Here is a 19,425-nt window from a genome sequence, read left to right on the forward strand (position 1 = left end):
CTTAGTTTTCTTCCAGTCCCAGTTCTGTGGCAACGGTGACGACGTCGTTCGGCACCTTGACGGGCTGCACATCGCTGCCGTCTTCGGTGCGGAGGGCCCACTGCGGGTCCTTGAGTCCGTGTCCGGTAACCGTGATGACGATGGTTTTGCCCGACGGAACCTCGCCTGCGGCATGCTTCTTGATCAAGCCCGCGACACCGGCAGCGGAGCCGGGTTCAACGAAAACGCCTTCCTTTGCCGAAAGCCAGCGGTGAGCCGCCAGGATCTCGTCATCGGTGACGGCCTCGATCAGTCCACCGGATTCGTCACGGGCCGCAACGGCGGTTTCCCACGAGGCCGGGTTGCCGATGCGGATGGCGGTGGCGATCGTGTCGGGCTCGGTAATGGGGTGGCCTGCAACGAACGGCGCGGCACCTGCGGCTTGGAAGCCCCACATGACTGGCGTCTTGGAGGAAACAGCCGGAAGTGTTCCATTGGCGGTCTCGAAGGGCGCGGAGTATTCCTTATAGCCCTTCCAGTAGGCCGTGATGTTGCCGGCGTTGCCCACGGGGAGCACGTGGATGTCAGGGGCGTCGCCCAAGCTGTCCACTACCTCGAAGGCGCCGGTCTTCTGGCCCTGGATACGCGCTGGGTTGACGGAGTTCACCAAGAATACGGGGTAGGACTCGCCGAGTTTTCTAGCGATATCCAGGCAGTTATCGAAGTTGCCGTCCACCTGGAGCAGCGTGGCACCGTGGGCGATGGCCTGGCTCAGCTTGCCCATGGAGATCTTGCCTTCGGGTACCAGCACAGCGCATTTGAGGCCTGCCGCAGTGGCGTAGGCCGCAGCCGAGGCGGACGTGTTGCCGGTGGAAGCGCAAACTACAGCCTTTGCACCGGCTTCGACGGCAGCGGTCATGGCCATGGTCATGCCGCGGTCCTTGAAGGAACCCGTAGGGTTCATTCCTTCGACCTTCAGGTACACCTCTGAGCCGGTCAGCTCGGAAAGCTTCTGCGCGTGGACAAGCGGCGTGCCGCCCTCGCCGAGGGTGATGACCTTGGTGGCTTCCGTTACAGGCAAACGATCAGCGTATTCGCGGATTACTCCGCGCCATTGGTGAGCCACTTAGACCCCTTCTACCCGAAGTACGGATGTTACAGAATTGATGACGTCCAGGCCTTTGACGGCCTCGACGGTTGCCGCTAGTGCAGCTTCGGACGCACGGTGCGTCACGATTTTCAGCTCGGCTGACTCAACGTTCGAGGCAGAGTCGCGGTGGATCGTTTGGCGCATGGTTTCGATGGAAACGCCGTTCTCGGCAAAGATGTGGGCAATCCGGGCCAGCACGCCGGCCTGGTCAGCGACATCCAGGCCGATGTAGTAACTCGTGGTGGAGGCATCGATGGCCAACGCCGGAACGTGGCCCGTGGTGGTCTCAGTGCGCCCGGGGCCGCCCAGGACCAGACGACGTGCAGCGGACACGAGGTCCCCCAGCACGGCAGATGCAGTGGGAGTCCCACCGGCGCCCTGGCCATAGAACATCAGTTCGCCTGCGTTCTCGGCCTCGATGAACACAGCGTTGAACGCACCACGGACAGCTGCCAGCGGGTGTTCACGCGGCAGGAGGGTGGGGTGAACCCGCACGGAAATCCCGCTGCCGTTATCCGATGAATCGATCTTCTCGGCAATGGCGAGCAGTTTGATCACAAAGCCGGCTTCCTTGGCCGATGCGATGTCGGCAGCGCTGACCTTGGTGATGCCTTCGCAGTACACATCGTCCAAGGAGAAGCGGGTGTGGAACGACAACGACGCAAGAATCGCCGCCTTCGCTGCAGCGTCGTGGCCTTCGACGTCGGCAGTGGGGTCCGCTTCCGCGTAGCCAAGACGCTGTGCTTCGGCGAGGGCATCGGCGAACTGTGCGCCGGTGCTGTCCATCTGGTCAAGGATGAAGTTGGTGGTGCCGTTGACGATTCCGAGGACGCGGGTAATGCGGTCTCCGGACAAGGAGTCACGGATAGGGCGCAGAATGGGAATCGCTCCCGCTACGGCGGCCTCGTAGGACAGCTGGACTCCGGCCTTATCAGCCTCTTCGTAAAGAGTGGGGCCATCCTGGGCGAGCAAGGCCTTGTTGCCGGTAACGACGCATGCGCCGTTCTGGATGGCCGTCAGGATCAGAGAGCGTGCAGGCTCTATGCCGCCCATGAGTTCGATGACCAGGTCAGCGTCCTTGACCAAGGTATCGGCGTCGGTGGTGAACAGTTCACGCGGCAGTTCGACCTCACGCGGCGCGTCGACATTGCGGACGGCGATGCCGGAGAGTTCCAGGCGGGCGCCGCTGCGTGCGGCGAGGGCCTCGGCGTCATCAATCAGAATCCGCGCAACCTGGGCCCCAACGTTGCCACAGCCCAGCAGGGCCACCTTCAAGGTTCGCATTTCAGACATTCGCCACTCCCATGTCGCGGTTCAAGAGATCTTCTTCGGTTTCCCCGCGGACAATCAGCCGGGCGGCTCCGTCGCGTACAGCGACAACGCCAGGCCGGGCCAGGTAGTTGTAGTTGCTGGAGAGGGCCCAGCAGTAGGCGCCGGTACCCGGTACTGCGAGCAAATCACCGGCTGCCACATCCGCGGGCAGATATACATCTCTAACAACTATGTCGCCGCTCTCGCAATGTTTGCCCACTACGCGGGACAGTTGCGGAGCCGCCGAAGAGTTCCGGGAGGCCAGAATTGCCGAATAATCCGCGTCGTACAGCACCGGACGGGCGTTGTCGCTCATTCCGCCGTCCACCGACACATAGCGGCGCGGATACGTAACGTTCTCTTGCCCTTCTTCGCCCTCAGGGGCGTCAACCCGGACCGTTTTGAGCGTGCCGACTTCATAGAGCGTGAAGGTTGTGCTGCCCACAATGGCACGTCCGGGTTCTATGGAGATACGCGGTGGCGTGATGTCCAGCTCGGCGCACTTGGCGCGGACGACGTCGGCCATTGCCTGCGCGATTTCCGCTGCCGGGCGGGGCGTGTCCACGGGGGTGTAAGCGATCCCGTAGCCACCGCCGAGATCCAGTTCGGGCATGACGATGGAGTACTTGGCCTGCATCGCGGCAAGGAAGCCCAAAAGCTTCTCCGCTGCAACAGCAAAGCCATCGGGCTCGAAGATCTGCGAACCGATGTGGCAGTGCAGGCCAAGCAGCTCGATGCTGGCGTATGAGGTTGCTGCGGCTACTGCCTCTTCGGCTGCGGACAGGCCGGCTTCCTCGGTGGAATCCTCGGCCATGGAAAGGCCGAACTTCTGGTCTTCGTGGGCCGTGGCAATGAACTCGTGGGTGTGGGCGTGCACGCCGGGGGTAAGCCGCAGCATGACCTTGGCAGTCTCGCCGCGGCTGGAAGCGATCTTGGCAACGCGCTCAAGTTCATCGAGGCTGTCCACCACGATCCGGCCAAGCTTCATATCCAGGGCACGGTTGATCTCGGCGTCGGACTTGTTGTTGCCGTGCAGGCCAAGGTTGGGACCTTCAATACCAGCACGTGCCGCCACAGCCAACTCGCCGCCCGAACAAGTGTCCAGGCGAAGGCCTTCTTCAGCCACCCAGCGGGCCACTGCAGTGCACAGGAACGACTTCCCCGCGTAGTAGACGTCCACTCCCCCGCAAATGTCCGCGAAGGCGGCATCAAAGGCGTCCTTGAACGCACGTGCACGGGAGCGGAAGTCCGATTCACTCATGACGAACAGCGGGGTTCCGTACTGTTCCTTGAGTTCGCTAACGGACACGCCGTCAATGGTGACCTCGCCGGCGTCGTTCTTCCCAACCCCAGCCGCCCACATAGGTGCTTGCAAGGCGTTGAGGTCTTCGGGAACAGCCAACCACCCGGGCGCGAGCGGAGAAGCATGTGCAGTGTCTGTGTTCATTTCCCTACATCCGTTCCGGCGCAGAAACGCCCAGCAGTTCGAGTCCGTTGGCGAGGACCTGGCTGGTGGCGTCGTTCAACCACAGACGTGTGCGGTTGACGTCGAGCACGGGTTCCTCACCCTGCGGCGAGACGCGGCAAGCGTCGTACCAGCGGTGATAAGCGCCGGCAATGACCTCAAGGTGGCGCGCCACACGGTGCGGTTCACGCAGTTCGGCGGCCTTCGCCACGATGGACGGGTAGCTGCCCAGATAGGAGAGCAACTCGTTTTCGGTGGCGTGGTCCAGAAGTGATGCGTCAAAGGCGTCCACTCCGTCAACCTGGCGTTCCACCCCGGCCTCGGCAGCATTGCGGGCCGTACCACGCGACCGGGCGTGGGCGTACTGCACGTAGAACACGGGGTTCTCGTTGCTGTGCTTCTTCAACAGTTCGGGATCCAACGTCAGGGGCGAGTCAGCCGGGAAACGAGCGAGCGAGTAGCGGACAGCGTCCTTCCCGAGCCATGAGATGAGGTCCTTGAGCTCGATGATGTTACCGGCGCGCTTGGACAGTTTGGCACCATTCACGGACACAAGCTGGCCGATGAGGACCTCGATGTTCACCTCGGGATCATCGCCCGCGCAGGCTGCAATCGCCTTCAGACGGTTGATGTAACCGTGGTGGTCCGCGCCGAGAAGGTAAATCTTCTCCGTAAACCCGCGGTCCTTCTTGGAGAGGTAGTACGCGGCGTCCGCTGCAAAGTAGGTGGGTTCGCCGTTGGCACGGATCATCACGCGGTCTTTGTCGTCGCCGAAATCGGTGGTGCGCAACCATACGGCCCCGCCGTCGTCGAATACGTGGCCCTGTTCGCGAAGCCGGGCGACGGCAGATTCGATCGCACCGGCGTCGTGCAGTTCCTTCTCCGAGAAGAAGACGTCGAACGCAACACCGAATTCAGCCAGCGTGGCCTTAATGTCAGCCATCTGGGCCTCGTAGGCTGCGGCGCGGATGACGGGCAGTGCCGCCTCGTCCGTCAGTTCGCGGATGCCTGGGTGGGCTTTCAGTACTTCGTCGCCCAGTTCGCGGATGTACTCGCCGGGGTAGCCACCCTCCGGTACGCCACGGCCATGAAGGCGGGAAAGGACCGAGTTCGCGAACACGTTCATCTGCGAACCGGCGTCGTTGATGTAGTACTCGGCGGTGACGTCGGCACCGGAGGCGCGCAGGACGCGGGCAATGGCGTCGCCAAGAGCCGCCCAGCGCGTGTGTCCGATGTGGAGCGGGCCGGTGGGATTCGCAGAAACGAACTCCATATTGACCACCCTGCCGGCGAGCGCCTTGTTGGTGCCGTAGCTGGCCCCGGCTTCAACAATGGCCTTGGCGAGTGCACCGGCTGTGGCAGCGTCTACGGTGATGTTCAGGAAGCCCGGACCGGCAATCTCCACTCCCGTAACACCGGGAATGCCCTGCAAATGGTTGCTGAGGACTGCTGCGAATTCACGGGGGTTCATACCGGCCTGCTTGGAGAGTTGCAGGGCGATGTTGGTGGCCCAGTCTCCGTGCTCCCGGTTCTTGGGTCGCTCCACTCGCACGGCGTCGGGCACGGCAGATTCCGTCAAGGCGATTTCGCCGGTAGCGACGGCGTCCTTAAGGCAGGCGGATATGGCAGCAGAGAGTTCTTCGGGAGTCACGCTTCTAGCCTACCGGGGGCCCGCAGAGTCACGGAATTGAGGCTGCCGTATGTGGATAGTGGGACAAAGCCCGTTCACAGGAATGGCTATCTGGCAGCACAGGGTGAACCATTACGCTGAATCCGACGTTGTGAACACGTAGGAGGTGGCCTTGTTGGCCATCACCGTAGTAGAAGCACCTCTGACGAAAATGACCATTGACGAATTCTTGTCCAGTTGAAACGAGCAGACCCATGACTACGCCACTCCGCAAGAGCCTCTACGTTGGTTTCGCCGGCCTCTCCATCATCGGAACGGCCGCGGCATGCGCCCCCACAACCGAAGCCCCCACCAGCAGTACACCGGCCACACAGGATGGCGGTCAGGCCGCGACAGGCAGCCCAACACCTGCAGGTACGTCGTCATCAACGGCTGTAGCCTCCACCGGGGGATCCACCTATAAGGACGGAACCTACACCTCCGACGGCACGTACACCTCGCCCAATGGTCAGGAAAAGGTGGGTGTTGAACTGACGCTTGCCTCGGATAAGGTTTCTGCGGTCAACATCACGGTCCACCCGTCCAACCCGAATACCAAGAAGTTCCAAGGCGAATTTGCCAGCGGAATCGCCGCGCAGATCGTGGGCAAGGACATCGACGACCTCAATGTCTCCAAGGTCGCTGGCTCTTCTCTGACGTCCGGCGGCTTCAACGAGGCCGTGGAACAGATCAAGTCCCAGGCCAAGTAGGGGCCATGCCGCACCCTGGCTGGAGCACTTTCCGCTTCGAAGGGATCGGTACGCAGTGGGAAATCTCGACGCCGGACCGTTTGGCACCCGCGATCCGCAGCGAACTGCTGGAGATTGTTGCGGAGTACGACAAGGCGTGGTCCCGGTTCAGGCCGGATTCATTGGTGTCCATCCTGTCCCATGGCCCGGGCATCATCACGCTGCCGGATCATGCAGTAGCCCTCCAGAAGCTCTATTCCGTGCTGTACCGCCTCAGCGATGGTGCCATGACGCCACTTATCGGGAGCAGCTTGGAGCGACTGGGTTACGACGCCGGTTATGCGCTTGTTCCGTCAGGACTCCCCCTCGCTCCGCCGCGGTGGGAAGACGTCCTCGATTGGACAGGCACGGACCTGGCCGCGAAAGAACCGGTGGTTTTGGACGTCGGAGCAGCCGGGAAGGGCCAGCTCGTTGACCTGCTGGGCGCAGCCCTGCGAGCACAGGGACAGAGCGATTTCCTGGTGGATGGAAGCGGCGACATGCTGCACTCCGGTGACCATCCGGTCACCGTTGCTTTGGAACATCCCTATAACCCCCGGCAGGCCATAGGAACGGTGGAGCTGCACAATTCCGCGCTGTGCGCCTCCGCCTCCAACCGGCGCACGTGGGGTGACGGTCTCCACCATGTCCTGGATGGAAGTACGGGCGAGCCCATACACACCACTGTGGCTACATGGACCATGGCTGAAAGCGCCCTGGTTGCGGACGGACTTGCTACGGCATTGTTCATGCTTGAACCGCCTCGGCTGGAGGTCGAATTTGATTTCTCATGGCTTTCGGTGTCATCGAATGGTGCTGCCGCGTTTTCGCACGGTTTTGAGGGGAGACTGTTCACATGATTGCCGCTAAGTCGCGCCTGGACACCTGGTTGGGCCACTTCACCATGTACCGCCTGATTCTCTGGGTGCTGGGCGTACTGGTTGTTTACAGCATGGTCCTGAACATCCTGGGATGGTTGACCTTCGGGCTTCCGGAGATGGCGGTACACCTTGTGCTTTGCCTGGGTGTGACCTACGCGTCCAGCCGGCTGCTTGCCTTGCTCTTCGGGGTCAAACCGCACACGGAGTCCTCGCTGATCACCGGGCTGCTGCTGTACTTCCTGTTTTGGCCCGCTTTTGGGGTGATGGACATGGCGGGGGTTGCTTTGGCTTGCGTGCTGGCCAGCGTCTCCAAGTATGCCCTGGCGTTCCGTGGCCGGCACATCTTCAACCCGGCCGCGGTGGGTGCGTTCATCACGGGTCTGACCGGGCTGAACATCGCCACATGGTGGGCCGCGACGCCGGCCATGCTCTGGCTCCTGGTACCCGGGGTCCTGCTTGTCCTGTACCGCACACGAAAATTGCTCATGGCCACCGTTTTCCTGGTGGCTGCCACAAGCATCATCACGGTGGAACTGCTCGGCCGCAATATGACGTTGGGCCAGGCCCTGTGGCAGTCCCTGGCGCAACGGCCCTTGCTGTTTTTTGTGGGCTTCATGCTCTCGGAGCCCCTCACCCTGCCTCCCCGTCGTTGGCAGCAGCTGGCGTTGGCCGCCGTCGTGGGTGTTGTTTTTGCGGTGCCTTATAACTTTGGTTTCATTGCCAACTCCCCGGAACTGGCACTGTTGGTGGGCAACCTCATGGCGTTCTTCCTGGGACAACGAGGTGGCATCCAACTGACGTTCAAAGGTTCGCGCCCCCTCACCCCGGCAAGTACTGAATTCAGGTTCGAGGCGCACAGGCCGGTGCGCTTTGCCGCAGGGCAGTTCATGGAGCTCAACCTCCCGCATGCAGGCTCTGATGGTAAGGGGCGTCGTCGCGTCTTCAGCATCACCAGCCCGCCCGGCGCCACCGAAATAACGTTTGGCGTGGGCACGGCGGAGCCCCTTTCTACGGCGAAGAAGGCACTGTTTGCGCTTCGGCCCGGGGACCGTATCTCCGCAACGGCCGTGGGTGGGGACTTTGTTCTGCCGAACGACGCCGGGAAGCCGGTGTTGCTCATCGCTGCGGGAATCGGCATTACCCCTTTCCTGTCGCAGCTGGCGGCCAAGGACGCCGCGCGCGACACCGTGGTGCTGTATCTCGCGAAGGGGCGCCATGAGCTGGCCAGCGTGGAACAACTGGAAGCATCGGGCGCCAAGGTAATAGCCCGGCTTGCGGACGGGTCCACTCCCCCGGAGTTCATGGTCGACGCCGGCGCCTCCAGGATCGACGCCCCGCGCCTTAAGGAGCTGGTTCCGGACATTGGGGAACGGGAAGTGTTTGTATCCGGGTCTCCGGCGAGCGTGGATTCCCTGCGCGCTGCGGCACGTGGTGCAGGAGCCCGGCGGGTCCACGTGGACTCGTTCGCAGGCTACTGATGGGCAAGGTTCCGGCCGGGCTCGCCGGCTTGGCGCCGGGTTTTCATTTGCGGCTCAGTGGCTGCTAAGCTCTAGGACGTCCCACCGGCAACGGAGGGAACCCTGGATGCCCTCGTAGCTCAGGGGATAGAGCGTCTGCCTCCGGAGCAGAAGGCCGTAGGTTCGAATCCTATCGAGGGCACAACGAATACCCCGCCAGCAAAGCTGGCGGGGTATTTTCGTGTGCCGGATACTCACTATCAGTTCGGGGCTTGCCGGTCCTGTGCCGCAATAATGTCTGCCCCTACTCCTAGGCTGAATTCAGTTGGTCATACCGATAGCCAAAGGGGTTAGCCATGATGTGCTCCATCGTCCCTCCGTACATGCTTCGCAAGTTAGCCGCCCAGAACGAGCCACGGCTGCGCGCCGTGGCCAGGGCAGCAAAAGAGTCCCTGCTTCACATCAAAGACTTGCAGGCCATCCGCACAGCCCCCATCCCCGCCGCTCCCCCCAGCGCACGCCAAGCCAAGCCCGGCCCTGCCAAACGGACCATTTACGATGCTGAGTCTTTGGAAACTTTGCCCGGACGCGTAGTCCGGAAGGAAGGTGCGGCACCTGTCGGGGACGTGGCAGCCGACGAGGCCTACGACGGCCTGGGGAGCACGCATCGCTTGTATGGCGAGATTTTCGGCAGGGACTCCATTGATGATGCCGGGCTGGCCCTGGACGCCACCGTCCATTACGGGAAGCTCTATGACAACGCCTTCTGGGATGGCTCCCAAATGGTGTTTGGCGACGGCGATGGGCAGATCTTTCAGCGCTTCACCAAGTCCCTTAGCGTCATCGGCCACGAACTCGCGCACGGAGTTACCCAATACACGGCCAATCTGGCCTACCGGAATCAGGCTGGCGCACTCAACGAGTCCATGTCTGATGTCTTCGGCGTCCTCGTGGAGCAATACCTGAAGAAGGAGTCGGTAGAGCAGGCTAGTTGGCTCATCGGGGAGGGCCTCTTCACGGACCAGGTTCAAGGCGATGCCCTGCGTTCCCTGAAAGCACCGGGCACTGCTTACAACGACGACGTTCTCGGCAAGGATCCCCAGCCGGACTCCATGGATACATACGTACGGACCAGTGCTGACAATGGCGGAGTCCATATCAACTCCGGCATCCCCAACAAGGCTTTCTATGTGGTGGCCTCTGAAATTGGTGGCAATGCGTGGGAAGCGCCGGGCCAGATCTGGTACGGCACGCTGACCAGCGGAAGCCTTCCAGCGACGTGCACGTTCGGAAAGTTTGCCAAGACCACTGTGGCCACGGCAGAGGAACTCTTCGGCTCCGGTTCAGCGGAGCATGACGCCGTCCTGAAGGCGTGGGAGACTGTGAAGGTCAAGGTTTAGTCAGGTGGCGGGACCGGATGTCTTTCCTTCGGTCCCTGCCGGTCGGCTAACTAAGGATCAACCGAACGAGAAGCAGCCGGTCATGAAGATCACCGTCCAACGCAGTGGGGGAATCGCAGCGCTGACCCGCATCTGGAGCGTGGACGCAGTCTCCCCTGATGACAAGAATCGATGGGTCCCGATCGTGGAGGCTTGCCCATGGGATGAGGCCAAAAGCCAGGCGCAAGCGGCCAACGAGCCGGACCGCTTCATGTACTCCATCAGGGCAGGCCAACGCCGTGCCACCCTCCCGGAACGTGCTGTTACCGGCCCTTGGCAGGAATTGGTCGAATGCGCCAAGGCTGAAGGATCAGAGTCACGGGGTCGTTTAGGTAGCCGTCGTTAAAGCCGCTGCCCCCGCTGGAGCGGGCGTCCACCCGGCAAAGCTGCGAACATCTGCCCAGCTGACTCAGATGGCTTCTGCCAACTGCCCACGGAATGCACGACGATAACTTTGCGGACTTGTGTCCAGCACCTTTGTGAAGTGGTGGCGGAGCAGCACTGAATGTCCGAACCCTGCTTCCCTGGCGATTTCGTCGATGTTCAATTCAGTGGTTTCCAACAGTTCCTGCGCACGCAGCACGCGTTGCGAGTTCAGCCACGCTGCCGGGGTCGCTCCGGTTTCCGCCCGGAAACGGCGGGCGAACGTCCTGGGAGACATGTGGAGTCGGGCCGCCAGTTCGTTCACACTGTGCTCTTGGTCGAGGTGTTCAACCATCCAGCGAAGCAGCTCCTCCATGGGCGCGGAACCGCAACGGGGCATGGGCCTGTCGATGAACTGGGCCTGGCCGCCGTCGCGGTGTGGCGGTACCACCATGTCGCGTGCAATTGCGGCGGCCACATTGGCTCCCAGCTCCTCGCGGACAAGATGGAGGCAGGCGTCGATTCCGGCGGCCGTCCCGGCGCTGGTGATGATGGTCCCGTCCTGCACATAGAGGACATTCTCATCCACGATCGCAGACGGGTACCGGCTGGCCAGATCCTGAGAATAATGCCAGTGAGTGGTGCACCGGCGCCCGTCCAACAAACCGGCACGGGCAAGCGCGTAGGCGCCCGAACAAATGGACATCACCCACGCGCCCCTGGCATGTGCTGCCCGCAACGCCTCCATGACGGACTCGGGGACGTCCTGGTCCCGGCCAAACGGCGCCATGATGACGAGGTCTGCATCGGCCGCTGCTTCGAGGCCGAGGTTCACATGAAGGGACAGGCCGGACTTCATACGGACGTCACCCGGTTCCGGTGTCACCACCCGGAAATCGAAGGCCGGCACCCCGGCCCCACGGTCAGATCGGTCGATGCCGAAGACCTCGAAGGCCGTACCGAATTCGAAGACCGAGAAGTTGGGTACCACCATCACAGCCACTGATTTCAACATATCTCCAGTGTGGCAGAAATTTATCTATTTGGGGCATTTCTGCCACTGTTTCTTGTCCATCCTCAGGAGCAGGCTTGAGGCATGGAAATCTTCGGAATCATCCTCTTCATCGTCCTCATCACCGCCGTAGCAGCTACCGTTTCAGCCCTGCTAAAGGATGGACTCGGGCACAACCCGCCCATCAACTCAAAGGAACCCTGGAGCGCCTTCGACTCTCCGAGCAGCCCGTACTGGAACCCCCGCATCTACTAGGGGCATGCCAAGCGACTGCAAGGTCCACCAAAGCCACTCAAACCGACGCCCGTCCGTCCACGGAATTCTGCAGGATTCTTCGATCGACGGGCGTCCCTACGCGGTCCCAATCCCACCAAGGTTTTACGCGGACATGAGCTAGATTCACTTGCATGATCCAAACCTCTGCCCGGCTCCTCCAGCTGCTGTCACTGTTGCAGGTGCGTCGGGAATGGACGGGCCCGGCACTCGCTGATCGGATGGGCGTGACCGAACGGACCGTCCGCCGCGATATCGACAAACTGCGCAATCTCGGGTATCCCATTCACGCATCCCCGGGAATCGCGGGTGGCTATCAACTTGGTGCAGGTGCGCAGCTCCCGCCTCTGCTCCTGGATGACAATGAAGCCCTGGCGGTGGCCTTGGGATTGAACTCTGTGGCTGCTGGCCCCGTAGCCGGCATTGGTGAGGCCTCCGTCCGCGCGTTGGCGAAGCTGGAACAGGTCCTGCCGTCCAGGCTGCGTCCCAAGTTCGCCATGCTGAAGGCCGCCGTCACTACCCTTCCCAGCAATGCAGGAACTGTTGATCCTCAACAACTGACCGTCGTCTCCGCCGCAATATCGGACAGACGGCAAATCTCCTTTGAGTACGTCACGTCCGGCGGCGAATCCGCACGAAGGCTGGTGGAGCCCTACAGGTTGGTGGACACCGGCCGGCGATGGTATCTGGTGGCGTGGGACGTCGAACGGGAGGACTGGAGAACCTTCCGGGCGGACCGTCTTGCTTCGCTGCCATCGGAACGCAAGAAATACACTCCACGTCCGCTGCCCGCGGAGGACCTCGCCGCCTACGTGCAGCAGTCCATCACCCGTTCGCCGTACAGGTTCGACGTCGTGGTGCGGCTCCGCGCGCCCCTGGCCGAGATTGCCGCCGTCGTAAATTCCCAGTACGCAACACTGGCGTCCGACGGACCCAAAGCCACCATCCTGCGGTCCGGATGGGACAACCTCGCAGCCCCGGCGGCGTATCTTGCAGCACTCGATGTTGACTTCGAGATCCTCGAGCCTGCTGAATTCAAGTCCTACGCCATGGAACTTTCGCACCGTCTCAGTGCTGCAGCCGGGACTGTGACGGACACAGCGGACGCGGGAGCCCAGCCACAGTAGACTGGCAGCAGCCATGACACTTCATATTTCCTACCCCGCAGAGCTGCCCGTATCCGAGCGCCGCGAGGATCTGATGGCGGCCATCTCCGCAAACCAGGTGACCATCATTGCCGGTGAGACCGGTTCGGGCAAGACCACACAGATCCCCAAAATGTGCCTCGAACTGGGCCTTGGAGACAAAGGCCTGATCGGGCATACCCAGCCACGCCGACTCGCAGCCCGGACGGTGGCCGAGCGCATCGCCTCTGAACTGGACGTAGAGATTGGCCAGGAGGTGGGCTTCCAGGTCAGGTTCACCGGTGAGGTCAGCTCATCCACCAAGATCAAGCTGATGACTGATGGCATCCTCCTCGCCGAGATTCAGCGGGACAAACTGCTCCGGAAATACAGCACCATCATCATTGACGAAGCCCACGAGCGCAGCCTCAACATCGACTTCATCCTGGGCTACCTCAAGCGCATCCTCCCCCAGCGCCCGGACCTCAAGGTCATCATCACCTCGGCAACCATTGATCCCCAAAGGTTCGCCAGGCACTTCGGCAGTGAGGATGATCCAGCGCCGGTCATCGAAGTCTCCGGACGAACTTATCCGGTGGAGATCCGGTACCGGCCTTTGTCCCAGCCGGCCGGTGGAGAAGAAGATACCTCGGACGACGAACTCGAAGAGGACCGCGATCCCTTGGACGCTGTGTGCGACGCTGTGGACGAGCTCGCTAAGGAAGCGCCCGGGGACATCCTCATCTTCTTCTCCGGCGAGCGCGAAATCCGGGACGCCGCTGAGGCGATCAACGGCCGTATCCAAACAAACAGGCGACTTGCCGGGACGGAAGTCCTGCCGCTCTTTGCCCGTTTGAGCCTGCAGGAGCAGCACCGGGTGTTCAATCCCGGCGGAAAACGTCGCATCATCCTGGCTACCAACGTGGCCGAGACGTCCCTGACCGTTCCCGGCATCAAGTACGTGATAGATACCGGAACCGCCCGCATCTCGCGCTATTCACACCGGACCAAAGTACAAAGGCTCCCCATCGAGCGTGTTTCCCAGGCTTCTGCCAATCAGCGCTCGGGCCGCTGTGGCCGCGTCTCGGAGGGCATTGCCATCCGTTTGTACTCCGAAGAGGACTTCGAGTCGCGTCCTTTGTTTACGGACCCGGAGATCCTCCGGACCAACCTCGCGGCCGTCATCCTGCAGATGACCGCCATGGGAGTTGCCCGCGGTCCCAAGGACGTTGAAAACTTCCCGTTTGTGGAACCACCGGACTCGCGGGCCATCAACGACGGCGTCACTCTCCTGCGCGAACTCGGCGCCTTGACCTCGCCCAAGTCCGGTAACGCGCCCGGCAACGGTCGCAGCGGCAGTGGACTGACCGCCGTCGGGCAGAAATTGGCCCAACTGCCGGTGGATCCACGGCTGGGCCGGATGATCGTGGAGGCGGGCAAGCGGTGTTGTGTGCGCGAGGTGATGATCCTGGCGGCTGCCCTGACCATCCAGGACCCCCGGGAACGGCCGACGGACAAGCAACAGCTGGCTGCGGAGAAGCATGCTCGTTTCCGTGACGAGCTCTCGGACTTCACCGGCTTCCTCAATTTGTGGAACTACATCCAGGAAAAGCAGCGCGAGCTCTCCTCCACCCAGTTCCGCAAACTGTGCCGCAACGAGTTCATCAACTACCTGCGCGTCCGGGAGTGGCAGGACCTCTTTACCCAGCTCCGGCAAATGGCCAAACCCCTCGGCATCGCGCTGGACAATAAGCGCGAAGCAGATCCCGTGGGCAACTACGAGGGCATCCACATCAGCCTGCTCTCCGGGTTGCTGAGCCACATCGGCCTCCTTGATGAGCGCAAGCGTGAATACGCCGGTGCCCGCGGAAGCCGTTTTGCGATCTTCCCCGGCTCAGCGCTGTTCAAGAAATCACCCACCTTCGTGATGGCCGCTGAGCTGGTGGAGACAAGCCGCCTCTGGGCGCGCGTCGCCGCCAAGTTCGATCCCCTGTGGGCTGAACAGGTAGCCCCGGATCTGGTGAAGCGGTCCTACAGCGAACCGCATTGGTCATCACGGCAGGGCGCTGTCATGGCTCACGAGAAAGTGACGCTGTACGGCGTACCCATCATTCCCAACCGTCGCATCAACTACGGGCGCGTCGATCCCGAGTTGTCGCGCGAATTGTTCATCCGCCATGCCCTGGTGGAGGGCGAGTGGAAGACACACCATAAGTTCTTCCACCGGAACCGGGCCCTGCTCCAGGAGATCGAAGAACTCGAAACCCGCATGCGGCGCCGGGACATTCTGGTGGACGACCAGACACTCTTCGAGTTTTATGACGCCCGCGTCGGCAAGGACGTAGTTTCCGAGAGGCACTTTGATAAGTGGTGGAAGGATGCCCGGCAGTCAGATCCCGATCTCCTGGACTTCGACCAATCCTTACTCATGAGCGAAGACGCCGAAGCACTGGACGACTCCGCGTATCCGAAGAGCTGGCTGCACAAGGGCTTCGACCTGCCGTTGAGCTACGAGTTCCATCCCGTGGCGCCAGGCTCGGCCCCCAACCCATCTGACGGTGTCACGGCTGAAGTCCCGGTGCTGTTCCTGAACCAACTGGACGACGCCCCGTTCCGCTGGCAAATTCCCGGGCAACGGGTGGAACTGGTCACGGCGCTGATCAAGTCACTACCCAAACAGGTACGGAAGAACTTTGTGCCTGCCCCGGACGTTGCACGGCAGGCAACCGCAGCGCTGGAAGCCGACTTTGATCCCGCCACCGACGAACTTGAGCCATCCTTGGAACTTGTTCTTCGCCGGCTCCGCGGACACGTCATTCCTCCAGGTTCGTGGAACTGGGATGCCGTACCGCCGCACCTACGGGTTAGCTTCAAGGTGGTGGACAGCAAGGGCAAGGTGCTTGACGAAGGAAAGAACCTTGCTGAACTCCAGGAGAAGCTGGCGCCGGCAACGCGCCGCGCCATCGCCGAATCGCTCGGCGCCACACCCGCGACGACGTCACGCGCCAAAGGCGGCAAGGGAACCGGCACGTCGGGCGCACCCAACGGTCGAACGCCAGCCCCGGGCGCAACGCCGGCAGGCGATGGAATTATTGCCGAACGCGGCGGCATCACCATGTGGGAGTTCGGCACGGTGGAGCGCCAGGTTACACGGACGGTCAAGGGCCATGCCGTCACCGGCTTCCCGGCGATAGTGGACGAAGGAAAATCCGTGGCACTGCGGGTATTTCAGACCCGGCCGGAGCAGGAAGCCGCCATGCGTGGCGGCGTCATCCGATTGCTTGCCTTGCGGATCCCGCCACCGGACCGTTACGTGCTGGAGCACCTCAGTAATACGGAGAAGCTGACGTTTAGCCAGAACCCGCATGGATCCGTGAGCGCACTCATCGCGGACTGCGCACTGGCGGCCATCGACAAACTGGTTCCGCAGGATCTGCCGTGGGACAAGAAATCGTTCGATGCGTTGTACGAGGTAGTCCGTGCAGAACTGATCGATACCGTGTTCACGGTGACGGCCGTCGTCGAACGTGTCCTGGCCAGTACCCGCCGCATCCAGAAGCAGCTGAAGTCCAACACCAGCCTGCATCTGATCAGCGCCCTCAATGACATGAAGAGCCAACTGGAGCAGCTGGTGTTCCCGGGCTTTGTGGCACAGACGGGCTATGCGCAGCTCAGCCAACTCCCGCGGTACCTTCAGGCAATCGAGAAGCGGCTGGAAAAGCTCCCGGGCAACGTCCAGCGTGACGGCCTGAACACGGCAGTGGTACAGGCGTTGGAGGATGACTACGACGACGCCGTATCGGCTCTGCTTCCAGGGCGCGGCGCCGGCCCGGAGTTAACACGTGTGCGCTGGATGATCGAAGAACTGCGGGTGAGCCTCTTCGCGGTTGAACTTGGCACGGCCTACTCCGTGTCGGAGAAGCGAATCCGCACGGCACTGAACCAAGCACTCGCGCCGGTATAGCCGGGCAGGCATGAGAAAACCCGGCGGCGCTTCACAAGCACCGCCGGGTTAAATCATGCAGGAATCAGCCCCAGGCAAAGACCGCCACCACTTGCAAAGTCACCCCTCGGGGACAGCTTCGCTGTGGCCCGCGTCACGTAAAGCCGCGCGCAGCTTCACGGCAGTGGCATCCATGATGGCGGGGTCCGGGTTGTGGTCCACGTTGTGAAGTTCAAAATCCGCCGTGGAATACGCCGGCCACACGTGGACGTGCAGATGATCCACCTCGAAACCCTCCATCAACACGCCAACACGCTTGGCGTCGAACAGGGACTCCTGCACCTTGCCGATGCGCTGGGCCACGTCCATGACCTTGGCCAGCAATTCCGGGCTGGCTTGCGTCCACGAATCCACCTCTTCACGCGGCACCACCAAGGTGTGTCCTTGGGTGATGGGCGAGATGGTCAGGAACGCCACCACGTCCTGGTCCTTCCAGACAAAGCGGCCCGGGATCTCACCGTTGATGATCTTGGTAAACAGCGTGCTCATGCGTCTGCCCTTTCCGATGGTTCCTGAAGTGTTGCTGTGTCCAGAACGAAACGGTACTTCACGTCTCCGGCCACCATGCGGTCATAAGCTTCGTTGAGTTGCCCGGCCGCCACCACTTCGATGTCGCTCACTACGCCGTGTTCGGCACAGAAGTCCAGCATTTCCTGCGTCTCCTCAATGCCACCAATCAACGAACCTGCGTAGGCGAGCCTCCGGCGGATGAGCAACCCGGGGCTGACCGGTGGCATGTCATCGGCGGGAAGGCCCAGCTGGAAGAGGGCCCCGTCCAGGCGAAGGGTCCGGAAGTACGGGTTGAGATCGTGCGGGGCTGCAACGGTGTCGATGATCACGTCAATGCTCCGGTTGGCTGCCTCCATGGCATCGGCGTCCTTGGACAGGACCACATGGTCCGCGCCCAGCTCCCGTGCGGCCTCGAACTTGGATTCGGAGGTGGTGAATACCGTTACTTCAGCACCCATGGCCTTGGCGATCTTGACGGCCATGTGTCCCAGTCCACCCAGGCCAACAACACCCACGGAGTCGCCTTCCTCTACCTCGAAATACCGCAGCGGCGAGTACGTGGTGATACCGGCACACAGCAGCGGAGCCGCCGCAGCCGGATCCAGCGCATCCGGGACCCGCAACACGAAACGCCTGTCCACCACCACCGAGGTTGAGTATCCACCTTGGGTGATCTCGTCACCGTGCCGCGGATCTGCAGCCCCGTAGGTGCCTACATTGCCCCGCTCGCAGTACTGTTCCAGTCCTTCGAGGCAGCTCTCGCATTCGCGGCAGGAATCCACCATGCAGCCAACGCCCACGCGGTCACCTGGGGCGAAGTCCTGAACGGCCGCCCCAACACGGGTTACGCGGCCCACGATTTCGTGACCCGGGATCAACGGGTAGGGCGGAACCCTCCACTCACCGCGCGTTGCGTGCACATCCGAGTGGCACAGCCCGCAGAACTCAATGGCAATCTCCACGTCATCCTCTGTAGGTACGCGGCGGGCCACCGTCAGGGGTACCAACCCACTATCCGGGGATGTGGCACCGTACGCTGCAGCCAGCGTTCCGGGGCGATCTTCACTGGTGTCCATGGTGATCGGCTTGGCAAGGGGCGGGGGCACAGGGCGTCCGGGAGTCATGCTTCGACGCTACTCCCGGCAGCCCTGCTTGTGCCACTTGGTCCGGCGGCGTGCTGTTCAAACGGCGCACTGCCCACGGCAACGTCATGGGCAGGATTGTTGGACCATTGCGAAAACGAGCCCGGATACAGCGCAGCCCGGTATCCAGCGATTTCCAAGGCAGCCACCTCGTGGGAGGCCGTGACCCCGGACCCGCAATAGACAGCCACCTTGGACGACGGCTCCAGACCCAGCTCCTCAAAGCGCCGGCGTAGCTCCTCTGCCGGAAGGAACGTGCCATCAGCGGCGACATTCCCCGTGGTGGGCGCGCTCACGGCGCCCGGAATGTGCCCGGCCTTGGGATCGATGGGTTCCACCTCACCGCGGTACCGCTCCCCTGACCGGGCGTCCAGCAAAACACCGTTGCGGTGCCACTGCCCCGCGTCATGCTCAGTGATCGCCGGCATGCGGCCCTCACCCAAAGTGACATTTCCGACGGCGGGTCGCACCTCACCGAATTCCACCGGGTGCCCTGCCGCGCGCCAGGCGGCCAGGCCGCCGTCGAGCAGGTACACAGAGTCAAAGCCCGCATTCCGCAACATCCACCAAACGCGTGCCGCGGCCATGCTGCCACTGTTGTCATACGCCACCACGGTGTCGCCGTCGCTGATGCCCCACGAGCGCGCGGATTCCTGAAAGCGCTCACGGGTTGGCAGAGGATGGCGGCCTTGCCGGGGCTGTGCGTGATCGGCCAGCTCTGTGGGGAGATCCACGAACACCGCGCCAGGAAGATGACCGGCCGTGTATTCGTCGTGTCCATCAGTACGGCCCAGGACCCAGCGGACGTCCAGAAGTGCAGTGCGTTTCCCGGACTCGAGGCGCGCGTGCAGTTCCGACGCGCTGATCAGCGTGGCCATAAGTTCTCCTTCGTTCCTGCGGCATGGACCCCTTTGCTTCC

General features: G+C 62.2%; 16 protein-coding genes and 1 tRNA gene. 9 read left to right on the forward strand and 8 right to left on the reverse strand.

The annotated features are described in order from the left end of the window. Position 1: 1 nt before the first annotated feature. From thrC to argS, 4 genes are read right to left on the reverse strand one after another with little or no spacing between them, the layout of a single operon-like run. On the reverse strand, positions 2–1,105 hold the full coding sequence (gene thrC, locus LDN70_RS13275) for a threonine synthase (RefSeq protein ID WP_223940516.1): 1,104 nt from the start codon (positions 1,103–1,105) through the stop codon (positions 2–4). After that, complete coding sequence (locus LDN70_RS13280; protein WP_142938620.1) at positions 1,106–2,422, reverse strand: homoserine dehydrogenase; 1,317 nt, start codon at positions 2,420–2,422, stop codon at positions 1,106–1,108. Beyond that, a complete protein-coding gene (lysA, locus tag LDN70_RS13285; protein ID WP_166840189.1) occupies positions 2,415–3,887 on the reverse strand; it encodes a diaminopimelate decarboxylase in 1,473 nt (490 codons plus the stop codon). Before lysA ends, LDN70_RS13280 begins: the two co-directional genes overlap by 8 nt. A 4-nt stretch (positions 3,888–3,891) precedes the next feature. Next, positions 3,892–5,556 carry an arginine--tRNA ligase gene (gene argS / locus LDN70_RS13290; protein WP_166840188.1) on the reverse strand — a complete coding sequence of 555 codons (1,665 nt, stop codon included), beginning with the start codon at positions 5,554–5,556 and terminating at the stop codon, positions 3,892–3,894. A 233-nt stretch (positions 5,557–5,789) separates the two neighbouring features. Here argS and LDN70_RS13295 point away from each other — a divergent pair, with 233 nt between their 5' ends. The 6 genes from LDN70_RS13295 to LDN70_RS13320 all read left to right on the forward strand — a co-directional run bounded on the left by LDN70_RS13295 (position 5,790) and on the right by LDN70_RS13320 (position 10,425). Further along, on the forward strand, positions 5,790–6,284 hold the full coding sequence (locus LDN70_RS13295) for an FMN-binding protein (RefSeq protein WP_223940517.1): 495 nt from the start codon (positions 5,790–5,792) through the stop codon (positions 6,282–6,284). A 5-nt stretch (positions 6,285–6,289) separates the two neighbouring features. Beyond that, positions 6,290–7,162, forward strand: coding sequence for an FAD:protein FMN transferase (locus LDN70_RS13300; protein WP_223940518.1), 873 nt, complete (start codon positions 6,290–6,292; stop codon positions 7,160–7,162). Further along, the gene (locus LDN70_RS13305; protein WP_223940519.1) at positions 7,159–8,661 is read left to right on the forward strand and encodes an FAD-dependent oxidoreductase; all 1,503 of its coding nucleotides are present in this window, start codon (positions 7,159–7,161) and stop codon (positions 8,659–8,661) included. The genes LDN70_RS13300 and LDN70_RS13305 overlap by 4 nt, the downstream gene beginning before the upstream one ends. Positions 8,662–8,769: 108 nt before the next feature. After that, positions 8,770–8,842, forward strand: a tRNA-Arg gene (locus tag LDN70_RS13310). Positions 8,843–8,996: 154 nt separating this feature from the next. Beyond that, complete coding sequence (locus LDN70_RS13315; protein WP_223940520.1) at positions 8,997–10,040, forward strand: M4 family metallopeptidase; 1,044 nt, start codon at positions 8,997–8,999, stop codon at positions 10,038–10,040. Positions 10,041–10,122: 82 nt separating this feature from the next. Next, entirely contained in the window at positions 10,123–10,425 is a 303-nt protein-coding gene (locus LDN70_RS13320) for a protealysin inhibitor emfourin (protein ID WP_142938614.1), read from the forward strand. Between the two features lie 63 nt (positions 10,426–10,488). Here LDN70_RS13320 and LDN70_RS13325 read toward each other — a convergent pair whose 3' ends face one another. Next, complete coding sequence (locus LDN70_RS13325; protein WP_223940521.1) at positions 10,489–11,457, reverse strand: GlxA family transcriptional regulator; 969 nt, start codon at positions 11,455–11,457, stop codon at positions 10,489–10,491. 81 nt (positions 11,458–11,538) lie between these two features. Between LDN70_RS13325 and LDN70_RS13330 the strand changes: the two genes are divergently transcribed. The 3 genes from LDN70_RS13330 to hrpA all read left to right on the forward strand — a co-directional run bounded on the left by LDN70_RS13330 (position 11,539) and on the right by hrpA (position 16,815). Then, positions 11,539–11,709: a hypothetical protein gene (locus LDN70_RS13330; RefSeq protein ID WP_165450181.1), complete on the forward strand. Its 171-nt coding sequence runs from the start codon at positions 11,539–11,541 to the stop codon at positions 11,707–11,709. Positions 11,710–11,861: 152 nt separating this feature from the next. After that, entirely contained in the window at positions 11,862–12,854 is a 993-nt protein-coding gene (locus LDN70_RS13335; protein ID WP_142938612.1) for a helix-turn-helix transcriptional regulator, read from the forward strand. Positions 12,855–12,867: 13 nt separating this feature from the next. After that, a complete protein-coding gene (gene hrpA / locus LDN70_RS13340) occupies positions 12,868–16,815 on the forward strand; it encodes an ATP-dependent RNA helicase HrpA (RefSeq protein ID WP_223940522.1) in 3,948 nt (1,315 codons plus the stop codon). A 99-nt stretch (positions 16,816–16,914) separates the two neighbouring features. On the opposite strand, the gene LDN70_RS13345 is transcribed toward hrpA, so the two are convergent. The 3 genes from LDN70_RS13345 to LDN70_RS13355 are packed head-to-tail and all read right to left on the reverse strand — an operon-like array spanning position 16,915 to position 19,384. Beyond that, complete coding sequence (locus tag LDN70_RS13345; RefSeq protein WP_223940523.1) at positions 16,915–17,343, reverse strand: HIT family protein; 429 nt, start codon at positions 17,341–17,343, stop codon at positions 16,915–16,917. Further along, positions 17,340–18,488, reverse strand: a complete 1,149-nt coding sequence (locus tag LDN70_RS13350) for an NAD(P)-dependent alcohol dehydrogenase (protein WP_142938609.1) — start codon at positions 18,486–18,488, stop codon at positions 17,340–17,342. Before LDN70_RS13350 ends, LDN70_RS13345 begins: the two co-directional genes overlap by 4 nt. Next, positions 18,485–19,384 carry a sulfurtransferase gene (locus tag LDN70_RS13355; protein WP_142938608.1) on the reverse strand — a complete coding sequence of 300 codons (900 nt, stop codon included), beginning with the start codon at positions 19,382–19,384 and terminating at the stop codon, positions 18,485–18,487. Before LDN70_RS13355 ends, LDN70_RS13350 begins: the two co-directional genes overlap by 4 nt. Positions 19,385–19,425 lie beyond the last annotated feature (41 nt).

It is taken from the genome of Arthrobacter sp. StoSoilB22 (assembly GCF_019977315.1).
Taxonomy (GTDB): domain Bacteria; phylum Actinomycetota; class Actinomycetes; order Actinomycetales; family Micrococcaceae; genus Arthrobacter.